At 66.5% G+C, this 25540-nt stretch carries 19 protein-coding genes; 8 read left to right on the top strand and 11 right to left on the bottom strand.

What is annotated here, in order from left to right; genetic code table 11:
* The first annotated feature begins 70 nt into the window (after positions 1-70).
* From OG874_RS33825 to OG874_RS33810, 3 genes are read left to right on the top strand one after another with little or no spacing between them, the layout of a single operon-like run.
* Positions 71-3013, top strand: coding sequence for a circularly permuted type 2 ATP-grasp protein (locus OG874_RS33825; protein WP_330257539.1), 2943 nt, complete (start codon positions 71-73; stop codon positions 3011-3013).
* On the top strand, positions 3010-3936 hold the full coding sequence (locus tag OG874_RS33820; protein ID WP_330251124.1) for a transglutaminase family protein: 927 nt from the start codon (positions 3010-3012) through the stop codon (positions 3934-3936). The genes OG874_RS33825 and OG874_RS33820 overlap by 4 nt, the downstream gene beginning before the upstream one ends.
* Positions 3929-5101, top strand: a complete 1173-nt coding sequence (locus OG874_RS33810) for a zinc-binding metallopeptidase family protein (RefSeq protein ID WP_442943161.1) — start codon at positions 3929-3931, stop codon at positions 5099-5101. The genes OG874_RS33820 and OG874_RS33810 overlap by 8 nt, the downstream gene beginning before the upstream one ends.
* 51 nt (positions 5102-5152) lie before the next feature.
* Here the strand turns inward: OG874_RS33810 and OG874_RS33805 are convergent, their stop codons facing one another.
* From OG874_RS33805 to OG874_RS33775, 7 genes are all read right to left on the bottom strand, one after another.
* The gene (locus OG874_RS33805) at positions 5153-5578 is read right to left on the bottom strand and encodes a hypothetical protein (protein WP_330251123.1); all 426 of its coding nucleotides are present in this window, start codon (positions 5576-5578) and stop codon (positions 5153-5155) included.
* A 102-nt stretch (positions 5579-5680) separates the two neighbouring features.
* Complete coding sequence (locus tag OG874_RS33800; protein WP_330251122.1) at positions 5681-6544, bottom strand: DUF2637 domain-containing protein; 864 nt, start codon at positions 6542-6544, stop codon at positions 5681-5683.
* A 157-nt stretch (positions 6545-6701) separates the two neighbouring features.
* Positions 6702-7439 (bottom strand): type 1 glutamine amidotransferase, encoded by a 738-nt coding sequence (locus tag OG874_RS33795; RefSeq protein WP_330257538.1) that lies wholly within the window; start codon positions 7437-7439, stop codon positions 6702-6704.
* A 23-nt stretch (positions 7440-7462) separates the two neighbouring features.
* Entirely contained in the window at positions 7463-8698 is a 1236-nt protein-coding gene (locus OG874_RS33790) for a Mur ligase family protein (protein WP_330251121.1), read from the bottom strand.
* A gap of 119 nt (positions 8699-8817) precedes the next feature.
* Positions 8818-9474, bottom strand: a complete 657-nt coding sequence (locus OG874_RS33785; RefSeq protein WP_330251120.1) for a pyridoxamine 5'-phosphate oxidase family protein — start codon at positions 9472-9474, stop codon at positions 8818-8820.
* 130 nt (positions 9475-9604) lie between these two features.
* Positions 9605-11380 (bottom strand): hydroxysqualene dehydroxylase, encoded by a 1776-nt coding sequence (locus OG874_RS33780; RefSeq protein WP_330251119.1) that lies wholly within the window; start codon positions 11378-11380, stop codon positions 9605-9607.
* 738 nt (positions 11381-12118) lie between these two features.
* Positions 12119-13105: an EamA family transporter gene (locus tag OG874_RS33775; protein WP_330251118.1), complete on the bottom strand. Its 987-nt coding sequence runs from the start codon at positions 13103-13105 to the stop codon at positions 12119-12121.
* Between the two features lie 108 nt (positions 13106-13213).
* Between OG874_RS33775 and OG874_RS33770 the strand changes: the two genes are divergently transcribed.
* Positions 13214-14110 (top strand): LysR family transcriptional regulator, encoded by an 897-nt coding sequence (locus tag OG874_RS33770; protein WP_330257537.1) that lies wholly within the window; start codon positions 13214-13216, stop codon positions 14108-14110.
* Between the two features lie 287 nt (positions 14111-14397).
* Here the strand turns inward: OG874_RS33770 and OG874_RS33765 are convergent, their stop codons facing one another.
* Positions 14398-15981 (bottom strand): MinD/ParA family ATP-binding protein, encoded by a 1584-nt coding sequence (locus OG874_RS33765; protein WP_330257536.1) that lies wholly within the window; start codon positions 15979-15981, stop codon positions 14398-14400.
* Positions 15982-16481: 500 nt separating this feature from the next.
* Entirely contained in the window at positions 16482-18275 is a 1794-nt protein-coding gene (leuA, locus tag OG874_RS33760) for a 2-isopropylmalate synthase (protein ID WP_330251117.1), read from the bottom strand.
* A 284-nt stretch (positions 18276-18559) separates the two neighbouring features.
* On the opposite strand from leuA, the gene OG874_RS33755 reads away from it, so the two are divergent.
* The 4 genes from OG874_RS33755 (at position 18560) to OG874_RS33740 (ending at position 23793) form a co-directional block, all read left to right on the top strand.
* Entirely contained in the window at positions 18560-19327 is a 768-nt protein-coding gene (locus tag OG874_RS33755) for a sulfite exporter TauE/SafE family protein (protein WP_330251116.1), read from the top strand.
* A 178-nt stretch (positions 19328-19505) separates the two neighbouring features.
* Positions 19506-21083: an alpha/beta hydrolase gene (locus OG874_RS33750; protein WP_330251115.1), complete on the top strand. Its 1578-nt coding sequence runs from the start codon at positions 19506-19508 to the stop codon at positions 21081-21083.
* A gap of 106 nt (positions 21084-21189) precedes the next feature.
* The gene (locus tag OG874_RS33745) at positions 21190-22812 is read left to right on the top strand and encodes a GMC oxidoreductase (RefSeq protein WP_330251114.1); all 1623 of its coding nucleotides are present in this window, start codon (positions 21190-21192) and stop codon (positions 22810-22812) included.
* 120 nt (positions 22813-22932) lie between these two features.
* Positions 22933-23793, top strand: coding sequence for an ion transporter (locus tag OG874_RS33740; RefSeq protein ID WP_330251113.1), 861 nt, complete (start codon positions 22933-22935; stop codon positions 23791-23793).
* Here the strand turns inward: OG874_RS33740 and OG874_RS33735 are convergent.
* Positions 23771-24982, bottom strand: coding sequence for a low temperature requirement protein A (locus tag OG874_RS33735; RefSeq protein ID WP_330251112.1), 1212 nt, complete (start codon positions 24980-24982; stop codon positions 23771-23773). The two genes, OG874_RS33740 and OG874_RS33735, sit on opposite strands and share 23 nt — an antisense overlap.
* A gap of 57 nt (positions 24983-25039) precedes the next feature.
* On the bottom strand, positions 25040-25498 hold the full coding sequence (locus tag OG874_RS33730) for an SRPBCC family protein (protein WP_330251111.1): 459 nt from the start codon (positions 25496-25498) through the stop codon (positions 25040-25042).
* Positions 25499-25540 lie beyond the last annotated feature (42 nt).

Below are 25540 nucleotides of genomic sequence, written 5' to 3'. Positions count from 1 at the left end.
GAGGGGCGGACCCGGGTCCGCGGCGCTCGAGGCAACGTCTGGCAGGGGAAGCGAGGTCGGCGCGGTGACTATGCGCGACGAAGCGCAACGGGGTTTGCGTGCCCAGGACGAGACGACGCTGCCGAATTCCGGACGGCTCAGCGTGCGCGAGCAGATCGCCGAACAGTTCGCCCGCTACCGCGCCGAGGGCGCCGATACCGCGGCCTATGACGAATGCGGTCGGCCGATGGGCGGCTACTACGACGAACTGGTCGATCCCGGGGGCGGCGTGCGGCGGATGTGGTCGGAGCTCTCGGCCGACTTCGTCGAGTTGGGCACGACCGGGCTCGGGCGGCTGGACAGCCGGGTGCGCAGGCTCATCGATGACGACGGCATCTACTACACCGAGGTCGGGGCGGCGGTTGATCCGGCCGTGCCGACGGCCTGGCGGTTGGATCCCATTCCGCTACTTGTCTCCGCGGATGACTGGACTCAGCTGGAAGCCGGGCTGGTGCAGCGGTCGCGGGTGCTCGACGAGGTGCTCACCGATATCTACGGTGCGCGCCGCACCATCACCACGGGACTGCTGCCGCCGGAGGTGGTGTTCGGCAACAGCGGGTATGTCCGCGCGGCGCACGGCATCACGATTCCCGGGCGGCATCAACTGTTCCTGCACGCCTGTGACCTCAGCCGATGGAGCGACGGGCAGTTCCGGGTGATCGCCGATTGGGCGCAGGCGCCCTCGGGCGCCGGCTACGCGCTGGCCGACCGCCGGGTGGTGTCGACGGCGATTCCGGAGGCATTCGAGCATTCCAATCCGCGACCGCTGACGCCGTTCGCCAGGGCGATGCGGTTGATGTTGATCGAATCCGCGCCGATGGCCGACGACGATGATCCGGTAGTCGTGGTGCTGAGTCCGGGCGTGCACTCCGAAACCGCCTTCGACCAGGCATATCTCGCCTCGACGCTGGGCTTTCCGCTGGTGGAGAGCGCGGATCTGGTGGTGCGCGACGGTGCGCTGTGGATGCGTTCGCTCGGCACGTTGAAGCGGGTCGATGTGGTGCTGCGCCGGGTGGACGCGGAATTCTCCGATCCACTCGATCTGCGGCCGGATTCGCGGCTCGGGGTGGTCGGGCTGGTGGAGGTGCTGCGCCGCGGCGCGGTGACCGTGGTCAATACGCTCGGCAGCGGGCTGCTGGAGAATCCGGCGCTGGCCGGATTCCTGCCGCGGATCTCGCGGGTCCTGCTCGGGGAGGAATTGGCGCTGGAGAGCGCGCCGACGTACTGGGGCGGCCTCGACAGCGAACGGTCACATCTGATCGCCAATCTGGATCGGCTGATCATCCGCTCGGCGGTGGACGGGGCGACACTGTTCGGTCCGGAACTGTCCAGTGCGCAGCGTGCGGAACTGGCGGCCCGCATCGAGGACCGCGGGTGGCAGTGGGTCGGGCAGGAACCCGCGCAGTTCTCGGTCGCACCGGCCGTTCATGGGTACGGCGGCCTGGCTTCGGCACCGGTTGGCATGCGGTTGTTCTCGCTGGCTCGGCGCGGTGGGTATACGGCGATGGAAGGTGGCCTCGGCCAACTGCGCCAGCGCCTGCAGCCCGAGCGAGTGGTCATCAAGGTTGCCGCCAAAGACATTTGGGTGCGTGCGGCGCCGACCGCCGTTGCCGCCATCGGTACCGAGCCCGCCCATGAGGAACGCGAACGCCGCGCGCCCGCCCTGGAACCGGTCAGTTCGCCCCGCGTGCTCAGCGATCTGTTCTGGATGGGCCGATACAGCGAACGTGCGGAAGCCGCTGTGCGGCTGTTGATCGCGACGCACGAGGCGTACCAGGACTATCGGTACCGGCCGTGGTTGAACGGTGCGGGCGCGTTGCCCGCGCTGATGGCCGCGCTGGCGCGGATGACAGGGACTTTGGCTCCGCTGAGTGTTCTGCCCGGCGGGGTGGACGTGGCCGAGGAGCCCAGTTCTGCTGGGGCAGTGCCGGGTTCCGGCGCGAGTGAGCCGGGTGCCGACCGAGGTCCTAGTGCGGCAGATTCGGATGTCATTGGAGCGCAGGGTGTCGGTGCGACCGAGCCGAGTCCGAAGGGGCCCACCGATGCGGTGCCCGAGTCGGGATCGACTGGGGCAGAGCCACGTTCGACGGGGGCGCAGTCACAATCGCAGTCGCAGAGGCCGATGCCGGAGCAGACTGCGGCTCGAGGGCAGCTGATGGTGGCGCCGGGGGCCGGTCGAGAGGGCCACGACTATCTGGTGGCGTTGACCGTGGACCAGAATATGCCCGGGTCGATGGCGTTCGCGATCAATCGGTACGGGTCGGCGGCGCGGGCGGTGCGTGATCAGTTATCGGCGGACACCTGGATGATTCTGGGTGCGGTGGACCGGGCGCTGGTCGAATATCGGTTCACCGGGGACGATCAGGAGACGGCACTGTCGGCGGTGCATTCGCTGTCGTTGGCGGCATTGCTGTCGTTGTCCGGCATCGGGGCCGAATCGCTGGTGCGCGACACCGGTTGGTATGTGATGGATATCGGCAAGCGGATCGAACGGGGGCTGTCGTTGACCGCGTTGCTGGCGGCCGCGTTGACGAAGTCCTATCCGGCGGAGGCCGAGCGGGTGGTCACCGAAACGGTCCTCAGCGCCACTGAGTCATCGGTGAGTTACCGTCGTCGGCATCGGGATTCGGTGCGGGTATCGGCCGTCGCCGGATTGCTGCTGTTCGACGCGAGCAATCCGCGCTCGCTGGCCTATCAACTGGATCGGCTCGAGGCCGACCTCCAGACGCTGCCGGGCGCCTCGGTATCCTCGCGCCCGCAACGGTTGCTGGCCGACACCAAGCGGATGCTGCGCCGCGTCGACCCGGCCGATCTGGATGTCACCGACGCCGAGGGCAGGCGTACCGAACTGGCCGAGCTGCTGGAGGGCGTGCACTTGCGGCTGCGCAAGATCTCCGAATCGTTCGAGACGACGAAACTGGCACTGCCGGTTGGTATTCAGCCACTGTGGGGTAGCACGAGGGTCGTTGGATGATGGCACGCAACGATGCCGCCCGGCGCTATCGGGTCGAGCATCGCACCACCTACAAATATTCCGATGAGGTCAGCAGCTCCTACGGGCGCGCATATCTGACGCCGCGCGAGTTTCCGGGGCAGCGCCTGCTCTCACACGAGATCCACATCGATCCATTGCCGTCGGACCGGTCGATCGGCACCGATGTGTACGGCAACACCACCTCGTATTTCCATGTCACCTCCGAACATACGAAGCTGGTGGTCACCGGCGAATCCATGGTCGAGGTGCAGGCGCAGGATCAGCACGCGGTGAGCGCGGCAGGCAAACCGTGGGAGCAAGCGCGCCCGAGCACGGCCAACGGCCCGTTGGCCGTGGAATTCACCCTCGACCTGCATCCGCCCGAGATCACCCCCGAGGTCATCGCGTACGCGGCCGAATCCTTGACTCCCGGCAGGCCGTTGCTGGCGGCGGTGACCGAACTCAATACCCGCATCCACGACGACTTCACCTACAAGTCCGGCTCGACCACCGTCTCCACCAGGGTCGCGGATGTCTTCGCCGCCCGCGCGGGCGTCTGCCAGGACTTCGCCAGGATCGGTGCGGCCTGCCTGCGCTCGCACGGACTGGCCGGGCGCTATGTATCCGGTTATCTGGCAACCGATCCGCCGCCGGGTAGGGAGCGCATGGTCGGCGTGGACGCCACCCATGCCTGGTCGGCGGTGTGGGTGCCCGGCGATACCGCCCACGATCGGACCGGACGCTGGATCGGCTTCGACCCGACCAACGATCAGTTCGCCGATGAGCGATACGTAACCGTGGCCTGGGGCCGCGATTACGCCGATGTGCCGCCGCTGCGTGGCATCATCTACACCGACGCCAAGGAGAGCTCCATCACCGTGTCCGTCGACGTGGCACCGGTGGCGGTGTATCGAGATGCGTGATTTCACCTGTCCGAACTGCGGACAGCAGTTGGCCTTCGAGAACTCCGTATGCCTGTCCTGTGCCAGCCCACTGGGTTTCAGCCTCGCCGACCGTGCGCTGGTGGTGATCGGCGACCCGCCCGGCGAGGCTGCGGTGGATCGGCCGGGCGGTGTGGTCGATCGCAACCGCTTCCGTCTCTGCGACAACTTGCATGTGGCGCAGTGCAATTGGCTGGTGCCGGTGCCGGACGAAATGGCTCGGCCAGGGTCCGAAACGTCCGGCGCGTCGCCCGAACCCGGATCGGCGCCGGTATTCGACGCCGGGTCGGCCACACCTGTCTCGAATGCGACGCCTCGGACCGACGCAGCGCCGAAATGCAGTGGGGGACAGCGACTTTGCGAGTCCTGCCGCCTGACCCGCACCCGGCCGAACGATCTCGATGCCCAGGGCCTCGATGGGTTCGCCGAAGCCGAGGCCGTCAAGCGCCGACTGATCATGGAACTGGTCGAACTCGGTCTGCCGATCGTCGGCCGGGACCGGAATCCGCAGACCGGTCTGGCCTTCGACCTGCTCTCCAGCGCCACCGACCGGGTCGTCACCGGTCACAAGAACGGTGTGATCACGGTGGACCTGGCCGAGGCCAACGACCCGCACCGCGAACAGTTGCGCATCGAAATGGACGAGCCCTACCGCACCCTGCTCGGTCATTTCCGCCACGAGATCGGCCACTACTACTTCGCCGTACTAGTCGACAATGACGATGCCATGCGACGCTTCCGTACCCTGTTCGGCGACCCCTACGCCGACTACCAATCGGCCCTGGACCGCCACTACTCACAGGGCGCGCCGGCAGGCTGGGAAATCAACTACGTCTCCTCTTACGCCAGCACGCACGCCGCCGAGGACTGGGCCGAAACCTTCGCCCACTACCTGCACATCCGCGACACCCTCGACACCGCCGCCGCTTTCGGTTTGGCCCCCGCGGGCGCCACCCTCGACCGCCCCCAGGTCGGCCGCGCGGGCTTCGACCACATCATCGACCTCTGGCTCCCCCTCGCCTGGTCGCTCAATATGGTCAACCGCTCCATGGGCCACGACGACCTCTACCCGTTCGTCCTCCCCGACCCGGTCCTGGAAAAGATGCGCCTGGTCCACGAACTCTGCGGCACCCCCGATCCGCGCTGACCGCGCGCACCCGTGGGTACGCGCGGATCAACGCCGCGCTGCGGCAATCAGTTAGCCAACGCCGTTGGTCACAATCATGTGCTCCGCTATGCCTTCCGGTGCCCATTGGTTTTGCGCCAGCGCCTCGTAAACACAGATGAGCAGCAGAATCCGGGCCCGCTGTCCGGCTGTCAATTCGGTATCCAGATAGGATTCCTGGACTCGCATGCCAGTGCCGGATACCCGGCGCGGGCTGGGCTCCGACATCAACCAGAACAACTCTGGCCCGATCAAGATCGAGCGTCCGCCGGTTTCGGTGAACCACCGGGACGAGTATTCGATCATCAGATCGGTGAATGCTTCTCCGCTGCTGATCGATTCGGCGAACTGGTTCAACGCGCCCGATCGATCGATGCCGCTCTGGATCACCGACGCTAGCCGGCCCGCGATCTCTCGGAATTGATCTATGCCCTGGTCTTGCCAAACGGTAAGTGCCATCGCTTACTCCATCGATGTGTCGGGTTGTGGCTGAAGCAGTTCGAGCTGGGTGAGCACCTCAGGCGCGGCTTGCCGCTGAGACGAGCAGTCCGCTGTCGCCTGTTAGAGAGGGTTGATCTTTGTCTGGCCGTTCGGGCCGGCGGTCGTGAACATCGGAGTGATCCGCGGCGACGTCGAGTGGCCGTTCCCTGGCAGTGCGCTGGCCAGTACCTTTTTCGGAGCGCCGGGCAGCGGGTCGGTATTCTCCAGGATCGCGGGTATCCGCATCGGTACGACGCGCTGGGGCGGCGGTGCCGAGTCCCAATCGTCCTGCGGTGCGGAGTCCCAATCCTCCTCTGCCACTGGGGCCCAATCCTCCGCGGCCATTGGGTCATGATCCGCCGCCGCCGCTGGGTCGTGATCCGCCGCCGCGGCCGGGTCGTGATCCGCCGCCGCCGCTGGGTCGCGATCCTCCAGCGGCACTGGGGCCGGATTTGCGATGCGTGTGTGCGCGCGTCGTCGCCCGAACAGCATCAGGGTGAGATGCACCGCGAACAGCATCGTCAACGGCATGCCCGCGTACAGCGACAAAGCCACTGGGCTACCCCCGATTTCGCGCGCGTACTCGATATTTCCGGCGACCGACACCAGGGTCCAGAAGACGAATAGTGCCGTGGCATACCACCAGCTGGAACTTCCCCTCCGGAAGGTGGCGGTGGCAATGATCGAACCGACGACCAGGCCATCGATTGCGATCGGCACATTGGCGGCGAGCGCCGGAGCCACCAGGTTTCGCACCGACAGGTCGTGCAACGCGGCAAACGACATTTCGAATGACGTTAGTGCGACGATGCCAGTGACGATTGCCGAAGCATGTAGCGGACGCGGCCGCCACGCCCGAAGTCGGCTCGCCAAGGATAGCTGACCGTCCGCCGGTGCCGACTGCTCCTCGAGCCGATCCGATCTCGCTGGTGTGATCGTCGCCATAGCGAGATCGTATCGTGCATAACCCATTTTTCCGCCGAGGCTCGAGGCGAAAAGCGCGTCGCGTTGCGCTCTTACAGCTTACCGAGCGACCAGTTGGCTACCCGATATCGGCGTCGCTGCGCGCTGCCGATCACCCACGACCAGCCCGAATCAGCGGTCAGGCGCGAAGGCGTTCGCGGCGGAGTTGATCGACCTCGGGGAGGTCGAGTGGCGGCAGTGAGTCGACGCCGAGTACGCGGGCAAGTAGGAGGTCGGCGAGTTCGGGGTTGCGGGCGAGGGCGGGTCCGTGCATGTAGGTGCCGATGGCGGAGCCTTGGACCACGCCTTCCAGGCCGTCACCGACACCGTTGCCGACGCCGCGGGTGACGCGGGCCAGGCCGGTCGCGTCGCCGCCGAGTTTGGTTCCGCCACGGTGGTTTTCGAAACCGGTGAGTGGCGCGGTGAGGCCGGGCAGCAGCGGGGTGGTGGTCACCTCGCCGATCGCGCGCTTCGACTGGGGGGACGTGGTGACATCGATGAGGCCGACGCCGTCGACGCGTTCGCCGGACGATGTCTCGTACCAGTGGCCGAGTACCTGGATGGCGGCGCAGATGGCAAGTACCGGAGCGCCTTTCGCGGCGGCCTGCTGCAGCCCCGGATAGCGCTGCAGGTGTCGAGTGGCCAGGCGCTGTGCCGAATCCTCGGCTCCGCCGAGGGTATAGATGTCCAGCGACTCGGGAACCGGGTCGGCCAGCGTGATTTCGACGATCTCGGCAGCGTGGCCGCGCATGCGCAGCCGCTGCCGCAGCACCAGTGCGTTGCCGCCGTCGCCGTAGGTGCCCATCACATCGGGCAACACCAGCCCGATCCGTACGGTCGATTCGGGCCCACCCGTCACTCGGCCACCACCCGCCATCGAATCGCTGCGCGATGCTGCACTCATGCTTGCTCCTCCAGATCGCGGTTCAGATCACGGAACGCGGTGTAGTTCGCCAGCACCTCGACCCGGCCCGCCGGACAGGATGCGATGGCGCGCAACGGATCCGGCACCGTGGTGTGCTCGACCCCGGCATAGGTGAGGCGCACCGCGAGGTCGGTGGCACGCTCGCCGGCGGCGACCACCTGCACGCCCTCGAAGTGCTCGAACCGCACATCCCACAACCAGGACAGATCCTCGCCATCGGGCACCTGCCCATTGACCGCGATCACCAGCCCGGCCGAATCGGGTTCGATCATCGACAGCGCCTCCTGCCAACCCGCCGGATTCTTCGCCAGCAGCAGCCGGGCGGCATGCTCGCCGACCTGCACCGTCCGGTAGCGGCCCGCGATCTCGCGCACCGTACCCGCCGCGGTCACCGCCGCCGCCGAATCCGCGCCGAGCACGACCGCCGCGGCCACCGCCTGTGCGGCATTGCCCTTATTGGCGCGGCCGGGCAGCGCCAGTTTCAGCGGCAGCCGGACACCGTCCGGCCCGACCAACTCGTCGCCGTCGAGCCACCAATTCGGTTCGGGCCGTTCGAAATCCGTGCCGGTGCTGCGCCAGTGCGCGCCCTCCCACACGATCGGCTCACCGCTGCGCGGACAACTCGTCGCATCCATCGACCAGCCGCTGCCCGCCGCGACCCATACGACATTCGGGTGGTCGTAGGCGATGGAGGTCACCAGTACGTCGTCACAGTTGGCGATCACCACGGTCTGTGGATGCCGTGCCAGCCCCGCGCGCAGCTTGCGCTCGATCATGTTGATCTCGCCGACCCGGTCCAACTGGTCGCGGCTGAGATTCAGCAGGATCACCACCGACGGGTTCAGCGAATCGGTGACATGCGGCAGATGCAGCTCGTCCACCTCGATCGCGGCCAGCGGCGTCCCGCGGTGCGCGCTCAGCGCGGCCACGATGCCCGCGTCCATATTCGCGCCGTCGGCCTGCGTGGCGACCTTGCCGAGCGTGCTCAACGCGGCGGTGGCCATCCGGGTGGTGGTCGACTTGCCGTTCGTGCCGGTTACCAGCACCGTGCGGCGGCCGCGGCCGAGCTGATCCATGATCGACTTATCGATCTGCAGTGCGATCAGCCCGCCGATCATCGATCCCTTGCCGCGGCCCGCCTTCTGCGAGGCCCACGACGCTGCCGCCGCCGCCCGCAGCGCGAGCCGCCCACGCACCGTTATGTCTGTCACGCCGCGAGTCTATGTGTTGTGCTCAGCAGCGCATCCGCTGCGCGGCCCGGATGCTCCGGTGTGCGCTATTTCGCAGTGACCGGGGCCACCGAGGGATGTGGCCCAGCACGTACAGGAGCTCACCCGTTGTAGAGCTTGGCGTTGTAGTTTTCCGGCGAGTAATACCGCTCCAGTTCCTCGACGGACTCGGTGACGTTGGTCTGGATCTCTTTCACCAGGCGGGCGTGGCTGGGCAGATCGTGGACCGGCCACTGCTGCGGCTCCCACAGGTGGCTGCGGATGAACGCCTTCGCGCAGTGGAAGAAGATCTGCTCGATCTCGACCTCGATCGCCAGGATCGGGCGGTGGCCGTGTACCACCATGTCGTCGAAGTACGGTGCGTCGCGGACCAGCCGGGCCCGGCCGTTGATGCGCAGGGTTTCGCGGCGGCCCGGAATGATGAACAGCAGCCCGACGTGCGGATTGCTGAGGATATTGAGATAGCCGTCGGCCCTGCGGTTGCCCGGTCGCTCCGGGATGGCCAGGGTGGTGTCGTCGAGCACCCGCACGAAACCGGCCGGATCGCCCTTCGGGGAGGTATCGCAGTTGCCCTCGGCATCGCTGGTGCTCAGGGCGATGAACGGGGTGGCGGCGATCCAGTCGCGGTCGCGGGGATGGAGTGCGACGCGTTCCTTGCCCGCGGCTCGCGGCATGACTTCCCCGAGCAACTTCCGCAGGTCTGCCGGATCGGTGATCGCTCTCCCGCCTCCCCGGAACTTTTGCCGGTCGTCGAGCATGTTGAGACTCCCGTTCCGGGCCGTCGGATACGCACCGGACCACCTTTGGGCGTGCCCGACGAGTTACCCATGTGCTCACGAAATCAGTGATTGCTTGTGCATTCTAAGGCAATCGGCGTCGGGATGTGATTCACAGTCGTACGTCGAACAGGTTGGGTTGGCCTGCGGCGTAGCGGTCGGCGTCGATGCGGCGCAAGGGCTCCAATTCGGTTGCGCGGTACAGCGTGAATTTGCGACAGCGTTCGGCATTCGACCCGGAGGCATCCAGGATGGCGTTCACCGCGTCGCGGGCCGCCTCGTTCGCGCCCTCCATGGTCGCCAAGTCCACGTTTGTGCGCACGTAATCACCTGCCAGGAAGAGGTTTTCGAGCGCACCCCGTGATTCGGGCCGACAGTCCCACGAGCCGGCGGTATTGATCAGCAGCGGATCGGCATTGGCGTTGCGCCGCTCGGACTCCTGCCAGCTGATGCCGGGATCGAGGAACCAGGAGTGCAGATCGTCAGCGCGCAACACCTCGCCGCGGTCGTTGAGATGCGCCGTCATCTGGGCCCATACCTCGCGGGCGATCTCCTCGTGCGTGCATTCCTTGGCAGGCTTGCCGTAGAGCATGCCCGGTGTGTTCCAGTCGGAGATGTCGACCGAAAGACAGTCCTGCACAGTGCCATCGCCGAATTCGGTGAGTTTGCGCGTCCACATTTGATTCTGGGTGATCGAGGTGAGCGACCACGGCGCGTCGATATAGGCGGTGTGGCCGCGCGAAATATCCATCGGCCTGCGCAGATAGAACTGGATGCCGTTCATCCAGTCGACGAAGAGCCGATCCATCGCGGCCAGTTCTGGGCGCACCTCGAGCACGTCGGGCGACCACAGGGTGCGGGCCTGTTCGGCGGGCAGGGCCACCACGAAATAGTCCGCGTCGACGCTGCGCTGGATGCCGGACTCGTCGACGATGCGGGCTGAGGCGATCCGCCGATCGCGCATGTCGAGCCCGCGCACCTCGGCTCCCAGCGCGAATTGCACGCCGAGTTCGCCCAGCCGCCGCACCCACGGATCGATCCACACCGCATTGGTCGGACCGTTCAGCACCCGATCCAGCGCGCCGTCGTTGCCGACTTCGAAAGGATTACCGAGGAACTGTTCGCCCATGGTGCCAATGGTTCGGACACTGGCGATATCCTCCTTCGCGGCGACCATGATGCTGGTCAGCGTGCGCGAGAGCAGGGCGCGGAATTCGTGCGAACGCTGATGGCCGCCGACATAGTCGCGCCACGAGGTGTGTTCCCACTGTCCCAAGCGGCGGGCGTCGCAACTGGAGTAGAACACCAGCAGGCGATCGGCGAAGTAGGCGCCTTCGTTGGCCGGCATTTTCAAGGCCGTCGAAATTACCGCGCCGACGGTCTCGCGGAAGGCGTCCGGGGTGAAATTCGTGCGGGTCTTCGGGCTCAGCGGGAGTCGGAAATCATCGCCGTCGCGGCGGGCGAAACGTGCCTCCGGTACGCCGATCAGATTGTTCCAGACACCATCCGGGTTGCCCGCGAACGGAATTCGCCGCATCGTATCCGGAATGTGTTGGTAGAAGCCGGGAAAGAATCGGAAACCGTGCTCGCCGGGTAATTCCGGTCGTCCACCCGACCCGCTGCCCGGCACCGCGATACTGCGCGCTTTACCACCGAGCGCGCGTCTCTCGTACACGGTGACCTGGAATCCACGCTCGGCCAGTTCGTGCGCCGCGGTCAGGCCCGCGACCCCACCGCCGAGTACCGCGACCCGCCTGCCGCCGGGACTGCCCGCGGCAGGCGCCGGTCTCAGCGCACCGGCCGTCAGTGTCCCCGCCGTTGCTACCCCCGCCGCGACAGTGCTGCGGAGCATTGCTCTTCGCGACACCGTCCATCGCTGATCTGCCATGCGCTTGTTTGTGCCTACAGCGTGCCGAACAAACTGTCCGGCACCACCCGTCTCGGGTGTTCCCGCACCGGTGTTGGTGCAGGTTCTTGCTTCATCGTTACCGGTTTCGCCAGTCCGAGTAGTGGGCTGGTCAGCGCCGAAATCTCCACAGGCATTGGTGACCCGGCCCCCCGCTTGGGCGTCTGGGGCATCGTTCCCGATATGGGAGCTGCCTTACGGATAAGCACCGACAAGTTTCTCGACACGTTCAAGCCTCCGGACCCTGTTCCACGCCGAACACTGTAAAGCGACTGCTCCCGGGCAATCCGATCCACCCTAGATACGGTCGCTGCCGCGCGGTCGGTATGCCACCTCGACCGGTCTGCGATTACAGCGGGGCAGACATTACCGGTCCGCCCGCGCCCGCGAGCAACTTCCTGGATGTTCAACGACGCGTTGACGATTCGGGCCGTTCGCAACCTTCGCAAGTGCGAGCCGTGACGAACCGCCCGCTGCCAGTTGGTACGTCGCGGTGACCGATGTGAGCCGACCATGGACAGTTTCTATGCAGATCACGGGGTATCTGCTGGGTTGACGGACGTCTACGTCAAGCGGTCGGTACGCCCGCACTCGAACCGGGTGGCTCGTCGCAGAGTGTGTCGAGCGTGGCTCGGACGATGCACGCCCTGCGGCCGGGGCGCCCATCGTGACGTTTGGGTCGTGCTTCGACGAGTCGGGCCGTCTATCGCGACGTCCGCGTCAGACTTCGACCAGTCGGGCCGGTCCGCCGAGAGCTGGGGCCGATGCCGCGCGGACGGCCGGCATCGATTCCGTCTCGGCATCATCGGCGATGTCGACAGGTTTGGCGGCCCGGCGACCAGCCGTCGTAGCGGCGAAGGCGCCGCCGATCACGATCAGCCCGCCGATCAGCGACAACGGTGTGGGCTGCTCACCGAACACGGCCCACGCGGCGAGGATGCCGACCACGGGTACGAGCAAAGACATGGGTGCGACGGTGCTGGCCGGGTAGCGGCTCATCAGGTAGGTCCACAGGCCCGAGCCCACGATGGTGGCGAGGGCGACGATGTAGGCGAGGCCGAGCAGCGCGTGCCAGCCGCTGGGGGAGGAGACGTCGGTCAGTGCGTGCAGGCCGGTGGTCGGCCCCTCGGTGAGTGCGGAGAGCGCGAACATCGGGATCGGCGGCACCACGGCCATCCACAGGGTGAGGTGCAGCGGATTCACACCGTCGGACGCGGTGGCCAGCCGGGAGCCGATATTGCCGAAGGCCCAGCCGAGCCCGCCGGCCAGCGTCAGCAGCACCGGCCGCAGCGCGGCGTGCTGCGCGCGGTCCAGGCCGATCACCATGATGCCCGCAACGGCGACGGCGATGCCGAGCAACTGTGTCGCCCGCAGCCGTTCCCGCAGGAACAGCGCGCCGAGGACAACGGTGAACGGCGCGGAGGACTGCAGTACCAGCGAGGCCAATCCGGTCGGCATCCCCGTGCGCATCGCGGTGAACAGGAAAGCGAATTGCAGGATGCCGAATCCGATGCCGTACAAGAGCAACCAGCGCAGCGGCACCTGTGGGCGCGGGACGAAGAACATGACCGGGACCGCGATCACCGCGAAGCGCAGTGCGGCGAAGAACAAGGGCGGGAAGTGGTCGAGCCCCACCCGGATGGCGATGAAGTTCAGGCCCCAGAGCAGGACAACGGTGAGGCCGAGCAGGCGGTCGCGATTGGTCACGTTCTTTATCGTGGGTAATGAAACTGATAAGAACAATCGAATAAATATGGAATATCATTGTAGTATTGCTTAATGGTTTCACCGGATGGTCAGCGGGTCGGGCCGTCGATGACGATCGAACGCCTGCGGGTGCTGCGCGAATTCGCCGACCGCGGCACTGTCGCGGCCGTTGCCTCGGCGCTGTCGATGACGCCGTCGGCGGTATCGCAGCAGCTGAAGGTCCTGACCAAGGAGGCGGGTGTCGACCTGCTCGAGCCAGACGGCCGCCGAGTCCGACTGACCGATGCGGGCCGAGCCCTGGTGGTGCGCGCCGATGACGTGCTCGCCGCCATGGACCGCGCGGTCGCCGAGATGGCGCACTATCGCGGCTCACCGCGCGGCCGCGTTCGGGTCGCTCTGTTTCCTTCGGGAGCGGCGCTGCTGCTGCCGCGGGTGCTGCCCGCGCTGGCGAACAGTGGCGTCGAGGTCGTCGCCAGTGATGTGGACCTGCCGCCGACCGAAGTCCCGCGGCTGCTCGCCGACTACGACATCGTGCTCACCCACCGCGACGAACGCGCCCCCGGCATCGCGGGCCCCCGCGTCGACACCACTGTGATCATGCGTGAACCCACCGATGTCGTTGTCGCACCAACACATCCGCTCGCGCGCCGGACCGAGGTCACCCCCGCCGAACTCGCCGAGGAAACCTGGCTCAGCGTCCGCGGCGGCTTCCCGGTCGACGACGTCCTGCGCTCCATCGCCACCCTCACCGGCGTCCAACCCCGTATTGCCCAGCGTCTCAACGACTTCCGCGTCATCGAAACCCTGGTGGCCGCCAACTACGGAGTAGCCCTCATGCCCCGCTGGGCCGTGGCCCACCCCGCCCTCGCCGTCCTACGCCTAACCGGCGTCCGCGCCGCCCGCCTCTACGAACTCGCCACCCGCCCCCACCCCGAAACCCGCCCCGCCATCGCCACCGTCCTCGACGCTTTCCGCACCGCCGCCCACCAGGTGTCAGCCGAGTAACCATCCGTGGGATCTCCACTGCTGGAGGCGAACTACGGTACGTTTGGTGAAGCTCCTGGAACGTCCGGTTGTACTCGCATTGATCTATGTCGTCGGTTCGTTCAATCTCGGGCCAGCCATCTTCTGGTTTGAAATCCCGTCGCTGAGCTTTTACCACTCAAAGTGAGCTACCAGCTCACAGCCCTGCGCCTGGCTCACATCCCCAGGCACCGGATAGCGACCGAATCGGCTGGTGCACACCGTTTGAGCACCTCGCACGGGTTGCAACCCGGCCGCAACTGGGCGAATTAGTGTCTGGAGGGGCCTGGGCGGTATTGGTGGGAGCCCATGTAGCCGAAGTCGTCGGCGACCATGGCGGCCAGTTCCAGGAGGGCGCGGCGGGTGGGTTTGCTCACCAGTTCCAGGTCGATTTCGGCGCCCTCGGCGAGGTGGTCGTCGAAGGGGACGACCTGGACGGCGCGGGTGCGGTCCAGGAACAGCTTGCGCAACTGGTCGAGGTCGATGGTGGAGGCGCCGCGCCGGGATGCGTTGACCACCACCACGGTTCGCTCGACCAACTTGCTGTAGCCGTGATGGTCCAGCCAGTCCAGCGTGGCCGAGGCGCTGCGGGCGCCGTCGATGGCGGGTGAGGTGACCAGCACCAGTGAGCTGGCCATATCCAGCACACCGGCCATGGCCGAATGCATCAGACCGGTGCCGCAGTCGGTGAGGATGATGTTGTAGAACGACTGCAGGATGCCGATGGCCTGCCGGTAGTCGGCCTCGCTGAAGGCCTCGGAGACGGCCGGATCCTGTTCGCTGGCAAGCACTTCCAGTCGACTCGGCGCCTGGGACGTATGCGCCCGGACATCGGAGTACCTGGTGATGTGCTGATCCTCGAGCAGGTTGCGCACAGTGGAGCGGGTCTGGCGCGGCACCCGATGCGCCAGGGTGCCGAGGTCCGGGTTGGCGTCGATCGCGATGACCCGGTCGCCGCGCACCGAGGAGAACGTCGATCCGAGCCCGACGGTGGTCGTCGTCTTGCCGACGCCGCCCTTGAGCGAGAGGATCGCGATCCGATAGTCACCGCGCACCGGCTGATTCACCCGCTCGGCGAGATCGCGGAAGACGACATCGGCCGCGGACTCACCCGGATTGATCATGCCGCCGGAGGCCTTGTGCACGGCCCGCCGCCAACCACCGCGCGGCGCCTTGCGGGCCCGCTTGAGCAGGTTCAGGTCGTTGACCGAATGCCCCGGCTGGCCGGGATGTGGCACATGCTGCGGCTGGAACGGCTGCTGCGTATTCGGCGGTCCCCCATGCCATCCGGGCGGTGGGCCCTGTTCGAGATAGGGCAGCTGACCGGTATTGGGCCCCTGCTCGGCATAAGGCATTTGGCCGGGCGGCGGTCCCTGCTCCGCATAGGGCTGTTGACCGCCATGTGGCGGCGGCTGTTGCCCCATGGGCGGCTGCTGATACATCGGCGGCTGCGGCATCGGCGGCTGCTGCACCGGCGGTGGCGGCGCCCAGCTGTAGATCGGTCCGCTCTGCTGATCGCCCGGACCATCCTGGGGCACCCGCCGGACCAGACCATCGGGCCCGATCTCCTGCCGGAACTCCCCATAGGACCCGCCGTGCTGCTCGGGCGCGGGCTGCACCGGGTGGCTACCGCTGTGGCCCGGGCCGGGCTGGTACGGACCCGGCTGATACGGCTCGGGCGAATACAGCTCAGGCGACGGCGAATACGGCTCAGGCGAATACGGCGACTGCGCGAACTGACCAGAGTTGTACGGCGCGAACTGCGCTGGCGCGGCGGGCGGCGCGAAGCCATCCGGCGGTCCGTATTGCGGCTGCGGCATTCCGGCCTGCGGGTACGCGGTGGTCTGCTCCATCGCCCCGACCGGGGATCCGGCGTACTGGCCCGGCTCCTCGGCGTCCGTTTGCTCCGCCGCGCCGATCTCCTGCTCGTCGCCGGACTGCTCGGACGTCACCTCGCCAGGCAACGACTCGGCCTCGTCCTGCGCCGTGTGCTGACTCGAGGACTCGGTGGTGACCTCGGCCGTGTCCACCGAATGACTCTGCAGCCAGGGCGGAGAAGTCGGGTTGTGGTCGTTAGTTGTCACAGTTCCCCCATCTGCTCGGGAATTCGAGCAGAGAGCTCGGCGCTTGAATGCGAATCAACGCTAGCACGGGGTTCTTGGGCCCGCGCCGTGGTGTGGACGGCGGACGCGCCGGGTGACACGCCGCTTCTTGCGACACCGATTGTTCGTGTCCTACAGCAAGATCGAGAGCCGGACGCCCAGGTTCGCGACATCGCGTCGCGGACGGGCGTCCGGCTCCCACCGTACTCCGACGTACCAATCGCCAAGCCGGGATCGGATCGATTCGGGACTCAGTGCGCCCGGTTCACCGCGGAGACAACGGCGCGCAGCGATGCGGTGGTGATGGACGTCGCGATACCGACACCCCACAGCACCTTGTCCCCGATCGCGACCTCGACATAGGCGGCTGCCTGCGCGTCATCACCCGCGGACATCGCGTGCTCGGAGTAATCCAGCACCCGCACGTGGTACCCGATGGTCGACAGCGCGTCCACGAACGCCGCGAGCGGACCATTGCCGTTACCGGTGATCTCCTGCTCGACACCGTCCACCTTCACGATGGCCGAAATCGCATCGATACCGCCGTCGGTCTCCGAGGCGGTCATCTTCTGCCGCATCCGCTCCAGCGGACGGATCGGGCTCAGGTACTCGTCGGCGAAGACGTCCCACATCTCCTTCGGCGAGACCTCGCCGCCCTCGCCGTCGGTGATCTTCTGGACCGCCTGGGAGAACTCGATCTGCAGCCGGCGCGGCAGCACCAGCCCGTGGTCGGTCTTCATGATGTAGGCGACGCCGCCCTTGCCGGACTGCGAGTTGACCCGGATGACCGCCTCGTAGGTGCGGCCCACATCCTTCGGGTCGATCGGCAGGTACGGCACCTCCCAGACGATGTCGTCGACATCGGAGTCGGCGTCGTCGGCCGACACCTTCATCGCGTCCAGGCCCTTGTTGATCGCGTCCTGATGCGAACCGGAGAACGCGGTGTAGACCAGATCGCCGCCGTAGGGGTGCCGCTCGTGCACCGGCAGCTGGTTGCAGTATTCGACGGTGCGGCGGATCTCGTCGATATCGGAGAAGTTGATCTGCGGATCCACGCCGCGGGAGAACAGATTCATCCCCAAGGTGACCAGGCAGACGTTGCCGGTGCGCTCACCGTTACCGAACAGGCAGCCCTCGATGCGATCCGCACCGGCCTGATAGCCCAGCTCGGCGGCGGCGACCGCGGTGCCGCGATCGTTGTGCGGGTGCAGCGACAGCACGATCGCGTCCCGGCGGGCCAGATTGCGGCTCATCCACTCGATCGAATCGGCGTAGACGTTCGGGGTCGCCATCTCGACGGTCGCGGGCAGGTTGATGATCATCGGCTTATCGGGGGTCGGCGCGATGATCTCGGTGACCGCGTCGCACACCTCGCGCGCGTAGGACAGTTCGGTGCCGGTGTAGGACTCCGGGCTGTACTCGTAGCGCCAGTTGGTGTCCGGGTACTTCTTTTCGACCTCCAGGCACAGCTTCGCGGCGTCGGTCGCGATCTTCTTCACCGTTTCCTGGTCCGCGCGGAACACCACACGCCGCTGCAGCACCGAGGTCGAGTTGTAGAAGTGCACGATCACATTGGCCGCACCGGCGCACGCCTCGAAGGTGCGTTCGATCAGCTCGGCGCGACACTGGGTCAGCACCTGGATGGTGACGTCGTCGGGGATGGCCCCGTCCTCGACGATCTCGCGGACGAAGTCGAAATCGGTCTGGCTAGCCGACGGGAAGCCGACCTCGATCTCCTTGTAGCCCATCCGCACCAGCAGGTCGAACATGCGGCGCTTGCGTGCGGGGCTCATCGGATCGATCAGGGCTTGGTTGCCGTCGCGCAGGTCGACGGCGCACCAGCCGGGGGCGCCATCGATGATTTTGTTCGGCCAGGTGCGGTCGGGCAGCGTGATCGGCTCGACCTCCTCGGCGAAGGGCCGGTACCGGAAGGTCGGCATGGAAGAGTTCTGCTGCTTGTTCCAGGCGGGCTGGTCGGCAGGGGCAGGCTTGGACGGTGGTGTGATGGTGCGCGAGCCGGATACGAAGGCGTCAGCAGGGGACATGCGATTCTCCGAGGGTGTGGTGGATCCCAGGTAACGGGTCGACCGGCGCGGCTGAACCCCGCGACGGGAGGCCGGTCCGATCAGACCCCGTCGCGGCGGCCGAGGAGGAGTGCCCGCTGCATGATGTCGGCGAGTTTACCGTGCCGCAATACAGTCCCGAAAGCCCGGTCCCCATCGTCCGGTCATCCGACCTAACCGGATAGCGTTCCGACCGGCTGGTACACGCTTGTACGGACCTCATCCTACGAGGGGCAGGTCCGACGGGACGTAATTGAGGACTTCATATGACTTGGCTGGAACAATTGGCCGTCTTCGGTGCGGGTATCGCGGCGGGCGGCATCAACACCATTGTCGGCTCGGGCACTCTGATCACCTTCCCGGTGCTGCTCGCCTTCGGCATCCCGCCGGTCACGGCGAATGTCTCGAACACCATCGGCCTGGTTCCCGGCGGGATCAGCGGGGCGCACGGATATCGGCGCGAACTCGCGGGCCAGCGCGCCAGACTGCTCCGGCTCGGCACCGCGTCCCTGCTCGGCGGCACCACCGGCGCGATCCTGCTGCTCACCCTTCCGGCCTCGGCCTTCAAGGCGATCGTGCCGGTGCTGATCATCGCGGCCCTGATCCTGGTCGTGGTCCAGCCGCGACTGGCGAACTGGGTGAAACAGCGCCGCGCGGCCGATACCGGCCCGGCGCCCGAACACGGCGGCCTGATCCTGTTCCTCGCGATTTTCGCCTGCGGCATCTACGGCGGTTATTTCGGCGCGGCGCAGGGCGTGCTGTTGATCGGGTTGCTCGGGGTTTTCGTGCACGAGGACATCCAGCGCCTGAACGGGGTCAAGAATGTGCTCGGCCTGCTGGTGAACGCGGTCTCCGCGGTGATCTTCACCTTGATCGCCGACGTCGACTGGCGGGTGGTCGCGTTGATCGCCGTCGGTTCGGTCATCGGTGGGCAATTGGGCGCGAAGATGGGCCGGCGGATGCCGCCCACCGCGTTGCGCGCGGTGATCGTCGTGGTCGGCAGTATCGCGGTCGTGCGGTTGCTCATGACGTAGCTCGGAGCCGGCGCGTGCGGACGCAATAGTCTTGTCGGCCAGCGCGGTTCGTTGGGAGATGGAGGAAGCACGTGGCACTCGAGATGCGACCCCTGCAGTGCGATCGGGGTTGTTACGGAGCGGGATTGGTCCAAAAGGAGGACGACGGGGGCTGGGTCGGCACCGCAGGATGATCGGTATGCGCGGGTGGAAGATCGTGGTGTCGGTGCTGGTGGTCGCGTTGGCGCCGTCGCTGAGTTCCTGCACCCGAAACGATGAGTCGGTATCCCAGATCGCCGAACTGGTCGCACAGGCCGATGCGGCGCCGACTCCGCGGCTGGACTGGAAGCCGTGCGCCGAAACCGAATTGAGTCGATACCAGTGCGCGGTCGCGGCTGTCCCGATCGACTACGCCCAACCGAACGGCCCCACGCTGTCGCTGGCGATCATCAAACAGCCCGCCGGCGAACGGGATCGCCGCATCGGCACCCTGTTCACCGCGGTCGGCGGACCCGGCGGTTCGGGATTCAAATGGGCCGGCCACGGCGAACTGTTCGCCGGTGAGGTGGCCCGCCGATTCGACGTGATCACCTTCGATCAGCGCGGTATCGGCCGCAGCGGACAGGTCCGCTGCTTCTCGAATGCCGAAGAGCAGCACCGGTTCTGGTCCGGTTTCGTGCTTCCACCGACGACGGCCGAGCAAGAGAGCGCCGCCGCGCGCAATGCCCGTGCGTTGGCCGCGGGATGCGCCGCGAACAGCCCTGAGCTGCTACCGCATCTCACCACCGTGGATGCCGCCCGCGATCTGGATCTGCTGCGTCGCGCGGTGGGTGATCCGTCGATGACCTTCGAGGGTGGGTCCTATGCGAGTTATCTGGGCGAGGTGTACGGCGCGCTCTTCGGCGATCGGGTCCGCGCGCTGCAACTCGGCTCGATGATCGACCCGGATGCCTACACCAATGATTCGCGCGCCCAGATCGCCGACTCCGCGGCGGGCACCGAGGAGGTGCTTTCGGAGTTCTTGCGGCTGTGTGCCGAAGTGGGACAACAACATTGCGCGTTCGCGGGGGCGACCAAGGGTGACGCCGCCGGGCTGCGCGCCCGCAACGACGCCGTGCTGGACCGGCTGCGCCAGGGATCCATCGTGATCGGACAGGGTGAGCGCACCCGCACGGTGACTCTCACCGAAGTCCTGCCCGCGCACGCCACCATGCTCTACGACCCGAAGCAGGGGTGGCCCGCGCTGGCCGAACTGCTCACCGAGCTGGAGCGCGGCCCGGCGGGCAATCCCGATGTCGTGCAACAGATTCTGGCCGCGGGCGGTTTCACCGATGACTTCCTCGACGCTTTCACCGCTATAACTTGCGCGGACAGCAGTTTCAGCCGTGAACCGGAGCAATGGCCGGCGCTGGCGAGCGAACTCGCGAGCACGGCACCGCATTACGGGGCGATGTGGCTGTACCTGCGGCAGGCGTGTGCGGCCTGGCCGGTACCGGCCAAGGGCTACCCGCAGCGCATCACCGGCCCATGGATCCTGCGCTCGGATAAGCCCGCGCTGCTGTTCAACAACCGCTTCGATCCGGTGACCCCGCTGACGGCGGCCCGGCGCGCCCAGCAGGAGCTGGTCAACGCCAGATTGGTGATCGTCGAGGGCGGCTACGGCCACAACGTGCTGAGTGACTGCGCGGGTCGTCTGCAGGAGCACTACCTCGTCGATCTGCAGCTGCCCGCACCCGGCGCGACCTGCAAACCGGATGGGACGCCGTTCGCCGACTGAGCACCGCCGTTCGACGAGCAGTCGGTGATCTTCCTCGACGACTGTTCAGCGTCCCCGAATCCCGGTAGTCTGCGCTCGGCCATGCGTGATGAGGGAGGTGGCCTGGGTGCATAGACGTGCCTTTTTCAAGGCAGCTGGTGCGGCCGCGATGTTCGGAGTCGCGGGTACCGCATTGGGTGCGGGCACTTCTGGTGCCGCGGATCCGGTCTGGGACAACCTTTTCCGCATGTGGGTACCGGAAATCTTTGCGCCACTTCCTGATCCGCCCGAGCATTCGCCCGCGATCGTGATCGGCTCCGGCTTCGGCGCGGCGGTCACCGCACTGCGCCTGGCCGCGGCCGGAGTCGCCAATACTGTGCTGGAACGCGGCTCGCGCTGGCCCAATGATCCGTGGCGCGAAATCTTCACCGGTGACGATCTGCCCGACGGGCGTGGCTTCTGGCATCGCACCAACTTCACCGGGGTCACCAAGGTGCCGATGCATTTCGCCAGCTTCGGCGGAGTACTCGACTGCACGCAGTATCCGGGCATCGACGTCTGGCGGGCGGCGGCCGTCGGCGGCGGCTCGGTGATTTTCTCCGGCGCAATGGTCGCGCCCGAGCGCCGCTTCTTCGACCACGTCTTCGGCGGCACCGTCGATTACGGCGAAATGGAGCGCGTCTACTACCCGCGCGTGCGAGAGATGTTGCGGCTCAGCTCGATTCCGGCGGACCTCTACGGCGCGTCGGCGTTCGCGCATTCCCGGGCCTGGGACGAGCAGGCGCGCCGCGCGGGCTACCAACCGCAGGCCAATGACTCGATCTTCAACTGGGATATCGTGCGCGGCGAAATCGCGGGCACCACAAGACCTTCCGCGACGGTGGCGCGCAGCAACCTGGGCAATTCCAATGGCGCGAAGTTCGATCTCAACCAGAACTATCTGCGCTACGCCGAGGACACCGGCAAATCCGCGATCTACCCCGGTCACCGCGTCGAGGCCATCGCACAGGAATCCGGCGGCCGCTATTCGGTCACCGTCACCAAGCTCGCGCCGACCGGTGATGTGATCTGCACGCGCACCCTCACCTGCGACCGACTGTTCCTCGGCGCAGGTTCGATCGGCACCTCGGAACTGCTGGTGCGCGCCCAGTCGACCGGCGCGCTGTCGAACCTCAACGAGCACATCGGCGACGGCTGGGGCACCAACGGTGACGTGGTGCTCGCCCGCGGCGCGAGCCAGTTGGCCGGTTTCGGGCAGGGTGTGCCGAGTGTGAGCCGGATCCTCGACGAATCCGCGGTACCGCTCACACTCGAAAGTTGGTACATCCCAGGCGTTCCGTTCGAAACCGGTGCGCTCGCCTCGCTCGGCATGGTGCTCGATCCGGCTCGCGCGCGCTTCGGTTACGACCGCGGCCGCAATACGGTCGGGTTGTCCTGGTCGTCCAGGAACCGCGACGATATCGTGGCCGCCGCGCGTGCCGTCGATCACCGGATCGCCGAACGCTCCAATGCCATGGTCGAATACGGCGCGCTCGGCTACGACGCGAACGCGCTGTTCACCGCGCACCCGCTGGGCGGCGCGGTGCTCGGGCGGGCCACCGACGGCAACGGCCGCGTGCACGGTCACCCGGGTTTGTACGTGATGGACGGCGCGGCCATCCCCGGCAGCACCGGCACGGTCAATCCGTCGCTCACGATCACGGCGCTGGCCGAACGCAATATCGAGGCGATCATCCGCGCCGGAAAATAATTCACCAGGAATTCGGCGCAGGCGCGTCGTAACGCCAACGGTGGCGAACCGACCTCAGTGCTCGCCACCGCGCAGCGTATTACTGTCGGCGGGACCGTTCGGCGTCGAAGGGATCCTCACGTGGCAACTCCAACCACCCGGTCGGGTCCGACCACCGCATCGGGCTTCGATGAAGCACCGGAGCTGGATTTCCCACGCAAACCGCCCGCGCTGTGGTCGGACCTGGTGATGCTGGCGCTGGCCATCGTGTCCGTCGTACTGGTCACCTGGGTCAGCTTCTTCGACGTATCCACCCACACGTACCGGGTGATCGTGGTCCTGGACTACTCGGTCTGCGCGATATTCGCCGTCGAATTCCTCTGGCGCTGGCGCCGGGCGGGCTGGCCGTGGACGTTCCCGTTCATCTATTGGTACGAGGTGCTCGGCATGGTCCCGGTGACCAGCCCGTTCTTCCGCGGGTTCCGGTTGCTGCGGATCGTGGTGATCGCGGTCCGTGTCGGTCGCGTCGCCGATCGCGCGCTGGGCGATCGCGTGACCGCCGCGGTGGTGAACCGGTTCGTGCGCACCATCGTCGATGTGATCAAGCGGCCCATGACGATCGCTGTGCTGGACGAGGTCGCGCATGTGCTGCGCGCGGGCCACTACACCCGCAATATCGCGTCGGCGCTCGAGGAGAATCGCGCCGAAATGGACGAGATGATCCTCGAACTGATCAAGAAGGATCCGCAGGCCGGGCGGGTCCGCTACATCCCGTTCCACGACGAGATCATCCGGCTGATCGCCGATACGACCTTCCGCATCGTGTTCCAGGTGCTGGCGGATCCACGCACCGACGAACTGGTCTCGGACATGATTCGGGAGAACGTGGATCAGATCCGGGACGCGGTGCACGCCGGGGTGCGGGTCGAGGCGTCCGCGTACGGCCCGACGCCGCCGGAGGCGAGCGTGCGCCACCACCTCACTCGTGTGTCGCGTGCCTGATCTCGTCGCGCGGCTGCGCGTATCGCATTGTCTCCCAAACGATCAACAGCACCAGCACACCGCACAGCAGCCCGAGCGCGGCCAGCGCGGGCAGCGCGCAGGCCGCCGGGATCAGCGCGAGCAGCAGCACCGCGGCCACCAACCGGACCACCGTGACATTGCCGGTCGCGTAGTGCTTGAACCCGACCAGCGCGACCAGATACAGCACCACGCCGCCGTACAGCGCGAACAGCGGAATCCCGTACAACGCGTCCTTCAGGCTGTGCGCCGATTCGTCGCCGACGTAGTAGAGCACCTTCTTCAACCCGAGCGAGATGCCGATGATCCCGGCGATCATCGGAAAATGCCAGAAGGTGTAGGAGTTACGGGCGATCTTGACCTGCCGCTCGCCCTCGGCGTGCCGTAGTTCGTGCTCCACCGCCAGCGCCGCCACATCGAAGTACGCCCACCACAGCAGACCCGATACCGCGAGGCCGAGCAGTGACCCGACCGCGATCGGCCACGAAATGGGCAGTCCGGCAACGCCGATGCCGATCGAGACGATCGATTCGCCCAGCGCGACGATGATGATCAGCCCGTAGCGCTCGGAGAAGTGACTGGGCGAATTCACCCGCCAGTCCTCACCTGCCAGCAGAGTCCAGCCCATATCCCCGACGATCGCGGCGATCCACAGCACGATCTGTACGGTCCCGGTGGTCGTGGCGGCGATGACGAGCAGCGAGGTGCCGATGGTGATGGAACCGAGGCTCCATTTCAGTACCTGGTTGCGCAGTTGTGCATCCTCGGCGCTGGCCAGCAGGTACATGCCCAGGTGCACGAGGCGCACGATCAGATACGCGATCGCGAAGACCAATGGGCCGGGCCAGCCGCCATCCATATCTTTGAAGGCTTCCGGGATGGTGAGCGCCGCGAGGAAACCACCGCCCATCGCGAGGAACATGCCGACCCGGGCGATGCCCTCGTCCGCGCGCACCGTATTGCCCAGCCAGGAGTAGGCGATCCACAGCCACCACATGACCGCGAGCACGAGGGCGGCGCGCAACATGTTCTTGGCGCTGGTCTCATGTGCGGCCAGGTCGGTGACCATGGTGAACGCGAAGACGAGCACCAGGTCGAAGAACAACTCGAGCTGAGTTACCGACGCATCCGCGGCCGTCGGTAGGAGTCGAGCTCGTTTGGAACCGATCATGGTGCACATAGTCGCATCCGGATACGACAGGCGCGTACCGGATTCGGCCCGTGCCAGCTACACGGCTTGATAGTTCTCGTTCTCGGTGAAGCCTTCGGCGAACTCGATGAAGTTCTGCGCCATGGTCTCGTTCAAGCGCCGCATGGTCCGGCGCAACAGCATGCCCGGGATCGGGATCGGGACGTAGATGTCCTGGTGGTACCAGACGTCGGTGCCATCATTGCCGCCGGTGACCTCGAACCAACAGCCCCCCTTGACGCCGCGGGTGCTGTCGGTGACCTCCCAGGAGGACCGGATATCGGTCCAGTCGTACTCCAGCACCTGCAGATCCGAGCTGCCCATCAGCTCCGTTTTGACGAATACCCGCCGTGGGCGTAGCTCGTCATCGCGGCTCGCCACCCGAGCGTCGGTGTAGGACGTCGACCACTGCGGAAGCATCTCGACCGCGGCCAGCGCATCCATTACCTGCTCGGGATCGGCGTCGACGACGAAGCGGATATCGGTTTTCGTACGCATTCCATACCTCCGCCCCCCGCCCAACTACATCGGCAAATTGTG

This window comes from Nocardia sp. NBC_00565, from assembly GCF_036345915.1.
Taxonomy (GTDB): Bacteria; Actinomycetota; Actinomycetes; order Mycobacteriales; family Mycobacteriaceae; genus Nocardia.
Note: the sequence above shows the minus strand (reverse complement) of the source record. Positions and strands in the feature narration are given on the sequence as shown.

What these genes read in the sequence shown, in the direction of transcription:
- OG874_RS33780 (WP_330251119.1), bottom strand. Translation starts at nt 11,380, where the DNA reads ATGGCAGATCAGCGATGGACGGTGTCGCGAAGAGCAATGCTCCGCAGC.
- OG874_RS33770 (WP_330257537.1), top strand. Translation starts at nt 13,214, where the DNA reads ATGACGATCGAACGCCTGCGGGTGCTGCGCGAATTCGCCGACCGCGGC.
- leuA (WP_330251117.1), bottom strand. Translation starts at nt 18,275, where the DNA reads ATGTCCCCTGCTGACGCCTTCGTATCCGGCTCGCGCACCATCACACCA.
- OG874_RS33785 (WP_330251120.1), bottom strand. Translation starts at nt 9,474, where the DNA reads ATGCTCGACGACCGGCAAAAGTTCCGGGGAGGCGGGAGAGCGATCACC.
- OG874_RS33800 (WP_330251122.1), bottom strand. Translation starts at nt 6,544, where the DNA reads ATGGCGACGATCACACCAGCGAGATCGGATCGGCTCGAGGAGCAGTCG.
- OG874_RS33795 (WP_330257538.1), bottom strand. Translation starts at nt 7,439, where the DNA reads ATGGCGGGTGGTGGCCGAGTGACGGGTGGGCCCGAATCGACCGTACGG.
- OG874_RS33765 (WP_330257536.1), bottom strand. Translation starts at nt 15,981, where the DNA reads ATGGAGCAGACCACCGCGTACCCGCAGGCCGGAATGCCGCAGCCGCAA.
- OG874_RS33810 (WP_442943161.1), top strand. Translation starts at nt 3,929, where the DNA reads ATGCGTGATTTCACCTGTCCGAACTGCGGACAGCAGTTGGCCTTCGAG.
- OG874_RS33820 (WP_330251124.1), top strand. Translation starts at nt 3,010, where the DNA reads ATGATGGCACGCAACGATGCCGCCCGGCGCTATCGGGTCGAGCATCGC.
- OG874_RS33755 (WP_330251116.1), top strand. Translation starts at nt 18,560, where the DNA reads ATGACTTGGCTGGAACAATTGGCCGTCTTCGGTGCGGGTATCGCGGCG.
- OG874_RS33750 (WP_330251115.1), top strand. Translation starts at nt 19,506, where the DNA reads ATGCGCGGGTGGAAGATCGTGGTGTCGGTGCTGGTGGTCGCGTTGGCG.
- OG874_RS33735 (WP_330251112.1), bottom strand. Translation starts at nt 24,982, where the DNA reads ATGATCGGTTCCAAACGAGCTCGACTCCTACCGACGGCCGCGGATGCG.
- OG874_RS33805 (WP_330251123.1), bottom strand. Translation starts at nt 5,578, where the DNA reads ATGGCACTTACCGTTTGGCAAGACCAGGGCATAGATCAATTCCGAGAG.
- OG874_RS33730 (WP_330251111.1), bottom strand. Translation starts at nt 25,498, where the DNA reads ATGCGTACGAAAACCGATATCCGCTTCGTCGTCGACGCCGATCCCGAG.
- OG874_RS33825 (WP_330257539.1), top strand. Translation starts at nt 71, where the DNA reads ATGCGCGACGAAGCGCAACGGGGTTTGCGTGCCCAGGACGAGACGACG.